This window comes from Rhodopseudomonas faecalis, assembly GCF_003217325.1.
Lineage (GTDB): Bacteria > Pseudomonadota > Alphaproteobacteria > Rhizobiales > Xanthobacteraceae > Rhodopseudomonas > Rhodopseudomonas faecalis.
This window is the reverse complement of record NZ_QJTI01000024.1, coordinates 1-12,429: the sequence shown is the minus strand read 5'-3', so window position 1 is coordinate 12,429 and position 12,429 is coordinate 1. Positions and strand designations below refer to the sequence as shown.

The window sequence follows — 12,429 nt, the reverse complement described above, 5'->3', positions numbered from 1 at the left end:
CCAAGCGGATGTGATAACTTTAGCTATCGGGCGCTCCGCACCGCATGAGCCGAGCATGGCCAAAACCCCACAGACTGCCTTCGCCGCATTCGAACTGCCCTGCGCCTGCGATGATCTCACCATCGAGATCACGCGCTGGCTCGGCCATCTGCGCGCCGAGCGCCGGCTGTCGCCCAAGACGCTGGAAGCCTATAGCCGCGACGTCCGCCAGTGCCTGATCTTTCTGGCGGAGCATTGGGACGAGCGGGTTTCACTGGCACGGTTCGGCAAGATGGAGCCGGGCGATGTGCGCGCCTTCATGGCCGCGCGCCGCAGCGATGCGATCGGCGGCCGCTCCTTGATGCGGGCACTGGCCGGGCTGCGCTCATTCGCGCGGTTTCTGGAGCGCGAAGGCAAGGGCAAGGTCGGGCCGCTGGCGGCGATTCGCGCGCCAAAGGTCGGCAAAACCCTGCCCAAACCGTTGCAGATCGCCAGCGCCAAGCGGCTCGCCGATCCGGACGAGCGCGCCGGCGAAGACCGCGACACCTGGATTCTGGTACGCGATGCCGCCGTCTTGGCGCTGCTCTATGGCTCGGGGCTGCGCATCTCCGAGGCGCTCGGCTTAAAACGGCGCGACGTACCGGCGCCCGGCAAGGGCGACACTTTGATCGTCACCGGCAAGGGCAACAAGACCCGGATGGTGCCGGTGCTGCAGAACGTGCTGCAATTGATCGCCGATTATGTCGCGATCTGCCCGCACCGGCTGGCGGCCGACGGCCCGATCTTTGTCGGTGCCCGCGGCGGTCCGCTGAACCCGCGCATCATCCAGCTCACCATGGAGCGGATGCGCGGCGCGCTCGGGCTGCCGGACAGCGCCACGCCGCACGCCTTGCGCCATTCATTTGCCACCCATCTGCTCAGCCGCGGCGGCGAATTGCGCGCCATCCAGGAGCTGCTGGGCCACGCATCACTGTCGACCACGCAGATTTATACCGGCATCGATTCCGAGCGGCTGCTCGAGGTCTATAACACCGCCCATCCGCGCGCCTGACGCAGCGCTTCGCGCATCCTCGTGTCGCGACCATTGATCGGGCCATGACACCCGGCTCCGGTTCTGATTCCATCCGAATCAACGCGGCTGCCACCGCGATTCGACACATGGTCGTCACGATCGCATGGGCACTTGCGCCGGCGCCGCCGGTTCATCACAACCGGCCGAGCATCATACCGGAGGGGGATTTTAGTTAGATGGGTGCACACGAAAGCATGGAGCACGCTGAGCATGCCGAGCATGCGTCGGGCTCCAACAAGACCATTGCGCTACTGATTTCGGTGATCGCGCTGTTTCTGGCGTTCTCCGAAACGCTCGGCAAGGGCGCGCAGACCGAAGCGCTCGCCAAGAATGTCGAAGCGTCCAATTTGTGGGCGTTTTTCCAGGCCAAGAGCATTCGCCGCACCACCGTGCAGACGGTGGCTGAACACGCCCGGCTCAACCTTGGCGTGACGCAGGACGAAGCCGCCAAGGCGGCGCTGCAAAAGCAGATCGACGACTGGCAGAAGACCGCGCAGCGCTATCGCTCCGAGCCGGAAACCGGCGAAGGCTCTGAACAGCTCGCCGAGCGCGCCAAACACGCCGAACATGATCGCGACCTGGCGATGGCGCGCTATCATCATTACGAAGTGGCCTCGGCCGCGTTCCAGATCGGCATCGTGCTGGCCTCGGCCACCATCATCACCGGCATGATCGCCTTGGCGTGGATTTCCGGCCTGCTCGCGGTCGGCGGCCTGGCCTTCACCGCAATCGGCCTGTTCGCGCCCCATGCGGTGCATCTGATGTAGCGCCCCCGCGCTATCGGAACAGCACCGCGCCCAGCGGATAGCAGACCGTCACGATCAGCACGGCGGCGATCAGATTGACCCAGATGCCGGCACGCGCCATCTGGGCAATCGTCACCTGACCGCTGGCAAAGACGATGGCATTGGGCGGTGTCGCCACCGGCATCATGAAGGCGCAGGACGCCGCCAGCGCCAGTGGCAAGGTCATCAGCAGCGGATCGAGCCCGATGCCGGCGGCGATTGCGCCGGTGATCGGGATGAAGGTGGCGGCGCTGGCGGTGTTGCTGGTCAGCTCGGTGAGGAACAGCATCGTCACCGTCGCCGCAGCCACCAGCCAGATCGCCGGCAGCCCGGCCAGCATCTGCATCGATTGACCGAGCCATTGCGCCAGCCCGGAGGCGCTGATCGCCGCCGCGAGGCTAAGGCCGCTGCCGAACAGGATCAGCACGTCCCAGGGCAGGCCCTTGGTGTCCTCCCAGGCCAGCAGCCGGCTCTGGTCCGGCATGCCCGACGGCAGCAGGAACAGCGCCAGCGCTCCGATCAGCGCGATCAGCGTATCATCGAGCGCCGGGATCATGGCGCCGTAGAGCGGGCGCAGCATCCAAGCCAGGGCCGTGAGCACAAACACCACCGCAACGCGGATCTCGGCCCGCGACATGGGTCCGAGCTTGGCAAGTTCGTCGGTGACGAAATGACCGGCACTGCCGCCGATCTCGCGCCCGACCGGATACAGCCAGTTCAGGAGCAGCCACACCGCGCCGAGCAGCAGCACCGTCAGCGGCAGGCCAAGCAGCATCCATTGTGCAAAGCCGATCACGATGCCCTGTTCGCGCGCGAGGTAAGCCGCCAGCAGCGCATTGGCCGGGGTACCGATCAGCGTCGCCAGCCCGCCGATCGAGGCGCCATAGGCCACCGACAACAGCAGCGCGATCTTGAGATTGCGCCGGGCGGTCTCGGAGAGATCGCTGTGGGCGCCCTCAAGCAGCGCCAGCACCGATATTGCCACCGGCAGCATGATGATCGCGGTCGCCGAATTGGAGATCCACATGCTGAGAAATGCGGTGGCCAGCAACAGGCCGCCGCTCAAGCGCCGCGAGGTCACGCCGACCAGCGCCACCACGCTCAGCCCGATGCGCCGGTGCAGCGACCAGCGCTGCATCGCGGTGGCGATCACGAAGCCGCCGAGAAACAGAAAGATGATCGGATCGGCATAGGGCGCGGCCGCGTCGCGCAGCGCATTGATGCCGAGCAGCGGAAACAGCACCAGCGGCAGTAGCGAGGTCGCCGGAATCGGGATCGCCTCGGTGATCCACCACGTTGCCATCAGCAGCGCCACCGCCGCAACGCGCCACGCGGCCACCGGCATGTCGCCCGGCGCCGGCAATGCCAGCATCGTGGCGGCAAGAGCCGCGCCGATCAGAATGGTGAAGATGCGGTTGCGCTCGGCAGACGGCGTTGTTGTCATCGCCCAGGGATCAACCGGGCCGACAGCGGCGGCCTTGACCCCGATCAAGCACCGGCTGCGCCCGATTGATGCAGGTGAGCCGAGGACCGGTGTTTGCAGGACGGCGCGGGCAGGATGGCTAGTGGATCAGCGGCTGCCCGGCCAGAAATCCGACGATGACGGACGCGGTTCGGGCGGCGGGCGGCGCTTGACCGGCTTCTTGCGTGCCGGCGGCTGTTCCGGCTCGCTGCTTTTCGCCCCGCCCAGCCGCTTGAGCGCGGCATCGGCGGCCCGCTCGCCGCTGTCCCAGGCGCCTTCCACCGTGCCCCACAGCGTTTCGTGGGTGGCCTCGCCGGCCAGAAACAGATTGCCGAGCGGCTCGGCCAGCACGCGGCGCGACGATTGTCCGCCCGGTTGCGCCGCCGACATCGCGCCCAGCACCAACGGATTGGCATTCCAGCGTGTGGCGCTGGCGTGCTTGACGCCGGCCACCGCCTCGCTGCCGAACAATTTGCCGAGCCATTCCTTGGCGAAATCGATCATCGCCGCTTCGCCCTGCTGCGCCAGCTCGCGGCCGAACGCGCCCGCGACATCGACCGTGCACAGCGACGAGCCGCCGATATTGGCGAACAGAAAGCCGGTGCGCGCATCAGAGCTGCGCTCGATCACGATCTCGTCCTTGGCAAGGCCGAGCCGATTGCCGGCGAGCTGCAACGCGATGCGGTCATAGCTGCCGAGCGACAGCTTGGCCGCGGCATCGAGGTGGCGCTTGGGCAGTTCGGGCGCGAATTTGATGGCGCCGGAGCCGAGCACATTGCTCGACACCGTGATGATCGCGGCGCGCGCGCTGATGCGCCCGGCCGGCGTCTCGACCGCGACGTCGCGATTGCTCCACACGATGCGCTGCGCCGGGGTCGACAGCGCCACCGGCAATCCCTCGCCGAGCTTGCCGAGCAGCGCACCGACGCCGGGGCGGCACGCCACCATCGCCATGCGGTCCTGCGCGCGATACTGATCGAGTGCCGACAGGTCCTTGAGGTCCTTGCCGCTGGCATAGGGCCCAAGCAGAAATTCCACGGTCGAGGTCCAGTCGCCGAGGTCGCGCGGCAGCGCCGCCGCGCAGGCGATGTCGGCTTTGCGCGCCGCCTCGTCGAGCGCGCGGCTGGCGCGCACCAGGGTGACCAGCAGATTCTCGCTCTCGCTCGGGCGGGCGTTGCGGCGGCCGATCCGCAATTTCTGGCCGGGCGGCGCCGAGGCGACATCAAGGCCGGCGCCGCGCGCCAGCTTCACCAGCGCATTGCTTTCCGGATTGTGCAGCCAGGCGGCGCCGCGATCATAGGGCACGTCAAAACTGCTGAGATCGGTCTGGCAGCGGCCGCCGAGCTGCGGCGCGGCGTCGATCATGATCACCTTGCGGCCCGCCGCGATGATGCGGCGCGCGGCGGCGATGCCGGCGGCCCCGGCGCCGATCACCACGATATCGGCTTCGCGCGGCAGCGGCGCGGCACGGGCGCGCTCACCATAGGCCGGCACAAGCACGGCCGCCGCCGAGGCCGCCAAGAACCCGCGGCGGGACAACATCATCCGATCACTTCCAAATCTGCGAATCCGGGCAGGACGCAGACCTTGCCGTATCGAGCCTTCCCGGGCAACTTAAATGGTTAACGAGATCTGAAGGCGTGATTTTAGTGAACCATTTTGAAACGGCTGACGGCCAAGATCATCGAAAATCGCATTGAGTTGGAAGCGCACATGGGCATGTTGCTCGACCGTATCGGCAAGGTCATCACCGACTACCTGCAGAAAGAGCTGTCTGGCTACGAGCCGTTCACTCCGAGTAATCCGTCCCAGCTCACCGAGCTGATGAGGCCGGGCGATGTGCTGCTGGTCGAAGGCAACAGCCGGATTTCCGGCATTATCAAATACCTGACGCAATCGACCTGGAGCCACGCCGCGCTCTATGTCGGCGAGATTCAGGGCGCCAGCAGCCCGGACGGCGAGCCGCATGTGCTGGTCGAGGCCAATATCGGCGAGGGCGTCGCGTCATCGCCGCTGTCGCGCTATCTGCAATATCACACCAGGCTGTGCCGCCCGGTCGGATTGTCCGACGAAGACCGGCAAGCCGTCTGCCGCTACGCCATCGACCGGATCGGCTATGGCTACGACACCAAGAACATCATCGATCTGATGCGCTATCTGGTGCCGATGCCGTTTCCGCAACGCTGGCGCCGACGGATGATCGCGTTCGGCTCCGGCCATCCCACCAAAATCATCTGCTCGGCGCTGATCGCGCAGGCATTCGACGCGGTGCGCTATCCGATCCTGCCCAAGATCACCACCGCCGGCTCACGCCAGGCGCGCCGCGAGATCCTGCACATCCGGCACTCCTCGCTGTACATGCCGCGCGATTTCGACATCTCGCCCTATTTCGAGGTGGTGAAGCCGACCATCGTCGCCGGCTTCGACTACACCGCGCTGCATTGGGCCGATAAGCAGCGGTCGTTGGCGGAGACCGAGACGTTCGATCCGTTCCACGATCCGGCCTCGCCGCCGGTGTTTCCGGCCACCACCAGCGATCGCGACGCCTCCTCGCCGGAGCTTGCGGCGTAATAGCGCCGCTGGCGGCGCAGAACGCCTTGATCTTGTCCAAGCGATCCGAGATGTCTACCTCTGCCGAGGCTTTCGCAGAGGACCCGCCAGATGATCAATGCCGCCATCAAGGCTCTGAACCAGATCCTGTCGCCGCCGATGCGATCGATCCTGTGGCGCTCGATCGCGCTGGCGCTGGCGCTGATCACGGTGGCTGCGATCGGACTGCAACGCACCTTGAGCTGGTTCGCCACCTCCGGCGAAAGCTGGGCCGAGATGGCGCTCGGCTCCGGCTTTCAGACCCCGCTGCACATCCTGTCCTGGATCGTGTCGATCGCGGCCGGGCTCGGCGTGGTGCTGGGCGCGGTGTTTCTGATGCCGGCGGTGACCTCGCTGGTCGCGGGCTTCTTCGTCGATGACGTCGCCGACTTTGTCGAACGCGACTCCTACCCGGCCGAGCGCCCCGGCACCGCCGTGCCGTTTAGCACCGCGATGCTGCACACCGCCCGCACCGCGGCGCTGACCATTCTGGTCTATCTCCTGGCGCTGCCCTTCGTGTTCATCGCCGGCGCCGGCTTCATCGCGTTCTTTGTCGCGACCGCGTGGCTGCTTGGCCGTGAATATTTCGACCTCGCGGCGATGCGTTTCCGCTCTCCCGCCGAGGCCAAGGCGCTGCGTCAGGAGAATTCCAGCACGGTGTTTCTCGCCGGACTGGTGATCGCCGGCTTCGTGTCGATCCCGATCGTTAACCTCGCGACGCCGCTATTCGGCATGGCGTTCATGGTCCATCTGCACAAACGGCTGTCCGGCCCGCGGCCCGAGCTGCTGCGACCGGAGCGCAGGCCCGACCTGCCGCTCGGTTAGTCGCCCGAACCAATGACCCGTGCCCGCGCTTTGTCGCGGGCAGCGGCCCTTCCCTCCCCCTTGCGGTGAGGGTGGCCGGCCGTAGGCCGGTCGGGTGGGGGTAAGCCACGCACGCATCGATGCACTGAGTCCCCCCACCCCGGCCTCCGCTTCGCTCGGCCGACCCTCCCCGCGAGGGGGAGGGATACCGCAGGGCTCGGCGAAGGAGCCGCAGGCGCGGCGCTACACGGTCTTTTCCGGCCAGCGGCACAGATCGTTGATCAGGCAGCTTTCGCAGCGCGGTTTGCGCGCGAGGCAGGTGTAGCGGCCGTGCAGGATCAGCCAATGATGGGCGTGGCGCATGAAGGCAGCCGGAATGACCCGCTCGAGCCCGAGTTCGACCGCGAGCGGCGTGTCGCCGGGCGCGAGCCCGGTGCGGTTGGCAACGCGGAACACATGGGTATCAACCGCCATGGTCGGCTGACCGAACGCGACGTTCAGCACCACATTGGCGGTCTTGCGGCCGGCGCCGGGCAGGCTCTCCAGCGCCTCGCGGCTGTCCGGCACCGCGCCGCCAAAACCGTCGATCAGCTTCTGCGATAGCGCGATCACGTTCTTGGCCTTGTTGCGGTACAGGCCGATGGTCTTGATGAAGTCGCGCAGCCGCTCCTCACCAAGATCGACCATTTTTTGCGGGGTATCGGCGATCGCGAACAGCTCGCGAGTCGCCTTATTGACGCCGGCATCGGTGGCCTGCGCCGACAGCACCACCGCCACCAGCAGCGTGAACGGGTTGAAGTGCTCAAGCTCGCTTTTCGGCTTCGGATTGGCCTGCTCAAACCTCGAAAAGGCAGTGGTGATCTCAGCTTCGCTCCACGGCACCGGCTGCGGCCGGCTCGCGACTTTGCGCGCGCTGGCGGCTCCCGGCAGCCGCTTGGCCCGTGCCACCTTGCCGGCGGCGCTGCCGCGCTTGGCCGGCGTCGTTGTCGATTTCGCCATGCTGTTCCTCACCCTCGCTGCGGACCGGAGCGCTTCGCCGCGCCGCTGGCGCGTTTTATCATCAAGCGCGCCGCGCGGCGCCCCCTGCGCCAAGCTATTCGGAAAGCGGGTGGGCATTGGCGCCGCGATCACTAGATTCGAGCGCATGACCATGACCGTCACGGCATCGATCGACCCGCACCGCGACCCGGCTTTGCCGGCGGCGGCACTGCGCGATTATGACAGCGTGCGCCGCGCGATCGCGTTCATGTCACAGCATTGGCGCAGCCAGCCGCCGATCGAGGCGGTGGCCGAAGCGGCCGCGCTGACGCCGGACGAACTGCATCTGCTGTTCCGGCGCTGGGCGGGCCTGACGCCCAAGGCGTTCTTGCAGGCGCTGACGCTCGACTATGCCAAAAACCTGCTGCGCGATTCCGCCAGCGTGCTCGACGCCGCGCTCGCCAGCGGGCTGTCCGGCCCCGGCCGGCTGCACGATCTGTTCGTCAGCCACGAGGCGATGTCGCCGGGTGAATGGAAAAGCGGCGGCGCCGGCTTGCTGCTGACTTACGGCTTCCACCCCTCGCCGTTCGGCAGCGCGGTGGTGATCGCCTCGCCGCGCGGCCTGACCGGGCTGGCGTTCGCCGATCCCGGCGAGGAAGCGGCAGCACTGGCCGACATGCAGCGGCGCTGGCCGCGCGCCAGCTACCGGCATGACGACGCAGGCACCGCGGCGCTGGCGCAGCGGGTGTTCGATCCTTCGCGCTGGTGCGCCGAGCAGCCGCTGCGGGTGGTGCTGATCGGCAGCGATTTCGAGATCAGGGTGTGGCAGACGCTGCTGAAAATCCCGATGGGCCGCGCGGTCAGCTATTCCGACATCGCCGGCCATCTCGGCGCCGCCAAGGCGGCGCGCGCGGTCGGCGCCGCGGTCGGCCGCAATCCGATCTCCTTCGTGGTGCCGTGCCATCGCGCGCTCGGCAAAGGCGGCGCGCTCACCGGCTATCATTGGGGCCTGACCCGCAAGCAGGCGATGCTGGGCTGGGAGGCCGGGCACAGCCAGTAGAGTAGTGCAGCTTAACCCCGGGCGGTTGATACCAACCACTCCGCAGGTCATGGCCGGGCTCGTCCCGGCCATCTACGTCTTTGTTCTTGCACCGCTTTCAAGACGTGGATGCCCGCGACAAAGCGCGGGCATGACGCGTCGTGAGATCGTCCGATCGTCATCTCGCTCGGTTTGAGCGATCTCAGCCTTCTAATGATCCGAACCGTTGCCGCCATGGCTGAGCCGGTCGGACAAAGCCAGCAGCAGCGTCGAGACCACGAACACCAGATGGATGCCGATCAGCCAGGCGAGCTTGGTCGAATCATAGGCGCCGTCGAGATGCATGAACGCCTTCAGCACCTGGATCGCGGAAATCGCCACGATCGAAGCCAGCAGCTTCTGCTTCAGCCCGGCGAAATCGACCTTGGTCATCCAGGCCGGCCAATCCGGGTGGTCGTTGGGATCGATGCGCGACACGAAGTTCTCATAGCCGGAGAACACCACAATCAGGATCAGATTGGCGGTCAGCGTCACGTCGATCAGCGACAGCACGCCGAGGATGATGTCACTTTCCTTGGCCAGCGGCGCGTGCTGGATGAATTCGTAGACCAGCAGCACGAATTTATAGAGCAGCACCGCCAGGCTGACGACCAGCCCTAGATAGAATGGCGCCATCAGCCAACGGCTGTTGAACAGCACGCCCTCAAACGAGCGCTCGAATCGTTTGGTGCGCTTCAGCGGGCGTGGATTAGTCGGGCCGGTCGTTCCCATTGCCAACTCCCATCAGTGCGCGAAGCGTAGCGAGCAAGCCCGGCAAAGTCACGCCATCCGCGCCGATGTCGATCAGGATTGCTGCGGGAGCTTTATGACAGCGGCGCGATGCGCGCCGAGCAATCCTGCGTCCCTTGCGGGCTTGGATTGCTTCGCTTGCAAAGACGGCCTGCTAATACCAATGGTGATTGGTACCAACCGCTCCGCACGTCATGGCCGGGCTCCGTCCCGGCCAACCACCCCTTTGATCTTGATACGCTTTTAAGACGTGGATACCCGCGACAAGCGCGGGCATGACGAGTCAATGGGAGGAGCCGCTGGTATAAGGCAGCCTTGTCAGGCCGCCTTGTTCTTGGCGGTGATCAACTTGCGGTTGATCAGGCACTCGGCGATCTGAATTGCGTTGAGCGCCGCGCCCTTGCGCAGATTGTCCGACACGCACCACAGCGACAGCCCGTTCTCCACCGTGGCATCCTCGCGGATGCGGCTGATGTAGGTGGCGTCTTCGCCCGCGGCCTCATAGGGCGTGACGTAACCGCCCGGCTCGTGCTTGTCGATCACCAGGCAGCCCGGCGAGGTGCGCAGGATGTTGCGCGCTTCGTCGGCCGAGATCGGGTTCTCGAACTCGATATTGACCGCCTCGGAATGGCTGACGAACACCGGCACGCGCACGCAGGTCGCGGTCAGCTTGATTTTGGGATCAAGAATCTTCTTGGTCTCCGCCATCATCTTCCATTCTTCCTTGGTGAAGCCGTCTTCCATGAACACGTCGATCTGCGGGATGACGTTGAAGGCGATCCGCTTCGGAAACTTCTTCGATTCGATCTCGCTGACGGTGAACACCGCCTTGGTCTGCGAGAACAACTCGTCCATCGCGTCCTTGCCGGCGCCGGACACCGACTGATAGGTCGCGACCACCACGCGCTTGATCACCGCGCGGTCATGCAGCGGCTTCAGCGCCACCACGAGCTGCGCGGTCGAGCAGTTCGGATTGGCGATGATGTTCTTCTTGCCAAAACCGGCCAGCGCGTCGGCATTGACCTCCGGCACGATCAGCGGCACGTCCGGGTCCATGCGCCAGGCCGAGGAATTGTCGATCACCACCGCGCCCTGCGCGCCGATCTTGGGCGACCATTCCTTGGACACGTTGCCGCCGGCCGACATCAGGCAGATGTCGACGTCGCTGAAATCGAAATTTTCCAGCGCCTTCACTTTCAGGGTCTTGTCGCCATACGACACATCGACACCCTGCGAGCGGCGCGACGCCACCGCGACCACTTCGTCGGCGGGGAATTTCCGCTCGTCCAGGATGTTGAGCATCTCGCGCCCGACATTGCCGGTCGCTCCGACCACCGCGACTTTGTAACCCATCGTTGACTCTCCGAAGAAAAATGCCGCGCTGGGGCGCGGAAAGGGAGCAGGCCGCGCTTCTATGCGACAAGCGCTGGTAATACAACTTGATCGCCGCCCCCGCCATCCCGCTTGAGCCATGTTTTTCCGTTCGATTTCGGCTGTCGCAGGCTCCCTGGACCGCCCCCCCGACCCCTCTGGCGCCGCGCCGTGCCGGCCGAGACTGCGGCGACGCGCTGCTCAGGCTGTTGGTGGGCCTTGGCGCCTTGGCGCTGCTGGCGGCGATTGCGCTCTACACCGCCAAACCGTTCGTTGCGCTGCTCGGCTCTGCGGTCGCCGCATCGCCCGTGATCGCGGGTAGCGAGCCGCAATCATCCGGCAAAACAGCAGGTTATGACAGCCAAAGCCCTCTGGGCGCGGGCCTCCCGGCGCCTCCGGGCAGCATTGGGGCCGCCGAAGCCCAGCGCCTGAAGCTGCGCGGCAGCCTGTAGCCGCCCCATGGCCGGCGCGGTCGGCCGCGAGGCGCCAGCTCAGCGCCAGGCCGTAACGGGTCTGCGCGCCGCCGCCGCGGCAACGCGCTGTTATTTCATGCAACATTTGTCCAGGGCGCGCCATTATGTCAGGCGGTGTGGCTGGTTGGTCCTTGTGGCGCGGCCGTGACGCTGACTAAAATGGCGAGAATCGATCGGCTACTCGGAACACCCCGGCAGATCAGCCGGCCACCTGCTGCGATGAGGACAAGATGAGCTTGAAATTCCCTGCTGCGCGGAAACTCGCGGTGCTGCTCGCGGCGGCGGCCGTCATGGCCACGGGCCTTTCCACCGACGCCGATGCCGCCAAGCGCAAGCGCACCGATCGCGGCACCTATAGCAACGGCCCGAACGTGTCGTATCAGGCCGGCCCGCTCACCCGCATTTACGTCACCAAGCGGTCCTGGCTCGACGCCGGCACCGAAGTGCTGCCCGGCGATCGCAAGTTCTCGGATTATGCGTTCCCGCCCGGCCGTTCGTTCGGCCAGGAGAACCTCAACCGGCCGCTGGACCGCCAGCCGCTCAGCCCCTGGTCCGACCTCGGCGGCTATCCGCAGCGCTTCCCGCTGTACTGAGGCTGGCGTGCGCTGACGCACGCACTCTGAAATGCAAAATGCCCGGCTCGCGCCGGGCATTTTTGTTGGTGAGTGCACTTTTAATACTAGTGGCTCCTACCATTGACCCGTCATGCCCGCGCTTGTCGCGGGCATCCACGTCTTGAAAGCGCTGCAAGATCAAAGACGTGGATGGCCGGGACGAAGCCCGGCCATGACGAGCGGAGTGGTTGGTATCAATGACCGTTGATAAGGCGGCCTCTGAACTGCCGGCGTGCTCATTCGCCGAGTCCCTCGTGACCCCTCCCGCTCGCGGGGAGGGTCGGCCGAGCGAAGCGGAGGCCGGGGTGGGGGGCTCCAAGCTCAGCCCACCGTGTACCCCCACCCGACCGGCCTTACGGCCGGCCACCCTCCCCACAAGGGGGATCGTTGCGTAATTTGATGACGCAGGTTTTTGAGGGGACTTTGGACAGGTTTGCGGTGTGTCTTGGAGCGTCCGCGGGCGGCTAAGCGAGG

12 protein-coding genes are annotated in these 12,429 nt (G+C 66.0%); 7 read left to right on the top strand and 5 right to left on the bottom strand.

Features of this window, described 5'->3' with window-relative positions; genetic code table 11:
• The first annotated feature begins 55 nt into the window (after positions 1-55).
• Entirely contained in the window at positions 56-1,030 is a 975-nt protein-coding gene (locus tag BJ122_RS15935; RefSeq protein WP_110782197.1) for a tyrosine recombinase XerC, read from the top strand.
• 197 nt (positions 1,031-1,227) lie between these two features.
• The gene (locus tag BJ122_RS15930; protein ID WP_110782196.1) at positions 1,228-1,818 is read left to right on the top strand and encodes a DUF4337 domain-containing protein; all 591 of its coding nucleotides are present in this window, start codon (positions 1,228-1,230) and stop codon (positions 1,816-1,818) included.
• Positions 1,819-1,828: 10 nt separating this feature from the next.
• Here BJ122_RS15930 and BJ122_RS15925 read toward each other — a convergent pair whose 3' ends face one another.
• Together BJ122_RS15925 and BJ122_RS15920 are read right to left on the bottom strand one after the other, a co-directional pair.
• Positions 1,829-3,280, bottom strand: a complete 1,452-nt coding sequence (locus tag BJ122_RS15925; protein ID WP_110782238.1) for an SLC13 family permease — start codon at positions 3,278-3,280, stop codon at positions 1,829-1,831.
• A 126-nt stretch (positions 3,281-3,406) separates the two neighbouring features.
• Entirely contained in the window at positions 3,407-4,843 is a 1,437-nt protein-coding gene (locus tag BJ122_RS15920; RefSeq protein ID WP_110782195.1) for a flavin monoamine oxidase family protein, read from the bottom strand.
• A 168-nt stretch (positions 4,844-5,011) separates the two neighbouring features.
• On the opposite strand from BJ122_RS15920, the gene BJ122_RS15915 reads away from it, so the two are divergent.
• Together BJ122_RS15915 and BJ122_RS15910 are read left to right on the top strand one after the other, a co-directional pair.
• On the top strand, positions 5,012-5,869 hold the full coding sequence (locus BJ122_RS15915; protein ID WP_110782237.1) for a YiiX/YebB-like N1pC/P60 family cysteine hydrolase: 858 nt from the start codon (positions 5,012-5,014) through the stop codon (positions 5,867-5,869).
• Between the two features lie 90 nt (positions 5,870-5,959).
• Entirely contained in the window at positions 5,960-6,712 is a 753-nt protein-coding gene (locus tag BJ122_RS15910) for a sulfate transporter family protein (protein WP_110782194.1), read from the top strand.
• Between the two features lie 222 nt (positions 6,713-6,934).
• On the opposite strand, the gene nth is transcribed toward BJ122_RS15910, so the two are convergent.
• The gene (nth, locus tag BJ122_RS15905) at positions 6,935-7,690 is read right to left on the bottom strand and encodes an endonuclease III (protein WP_110782236.1); all 756 of its coding nucleotides are present in this window, start codon (positions 7,688-7,690) and stop codon (positions 6,935-6,937) included.
• A 151-nt stretch (positions 7,691-7,841) separates the two neighbouring features.
• Here nth and BJ122_RS15900 point away from each other — a divergent pair, with 151 nt between their 5' ends.
• Complete coding sequence (locus tag BJ122_RS15900; RefSeq protein WP_110782235.1) at positions 7,842-8,729, top strand: bifunctional helix-turn-helix domain-containing protein/methylated-DNA--[protein]-cysteine S-methyltransferase; 888 nt, start codon at positions 7,842-7,844, stop codon at positions 8,727-8,729.
• Between the two features lie 189 nt (positions 8,730-8,918).
• Here the strand turns inward: BJ122_RS15900 and BJ122_RS15895 are convergent, their stop codons facing one another.
• Together BJ122_RS15895 and BJ122_RS15890 are read right to left on the bottom strand one after the other, a co-directional pair.
• Positions 8,919-9,479, bottom strand: a complete 561-nt coding sequence (locus tag BJ122_RS15895; RefSeq protein ID WP_110782193.1) for a TIGR00645 family protein — start codon at positions 9,477-9,479, stop codon at positions 8,919-8,921.
• A gap of 336 nt (positions 9,480-9,815) precedes the next feature.
• Complete coding sequence (locus tag BJ122_RS15890) at positions 9,816-10,850, bottom strand: aspartate-semialdehyde dehydrogenase (protein ID WP_110782192.1); 1,035 nt, start codon at positions 10,848-10,850, stop codon at positions 9,816-9,818.
• Positions 10,851-10,936: 86 nt separating this feature from the next.
• Here BJ122_RS15890 and BJ122_RS19050 point away from each other — a divergent pair, with 86 nt between their 5' ends.
• Positions 10,937-11,320: a hypothetical protein gene (locus BJ122_RS19050; protein ID WP_146227206.1), complete on the top strand. Its 384-nt coding sequence runs from the start codon at positions 10,937-10,939 to the stop codon at positions 11,318-11,320.
• A 251-nt stretch (positions 11,321-11,571) separates the two neighbouring features.
• Entirely contained in the window at positions 11,572-11,934 is a 363-nt protein-coding gene (locus BJ122_RS15880; RefSeq protein ID WP_110782190.1) for a hypothetical protein, read from the top strand.
• The last annotated feature ends 495 nt before the right edge of the window (positions 11,935-12,429 follow it).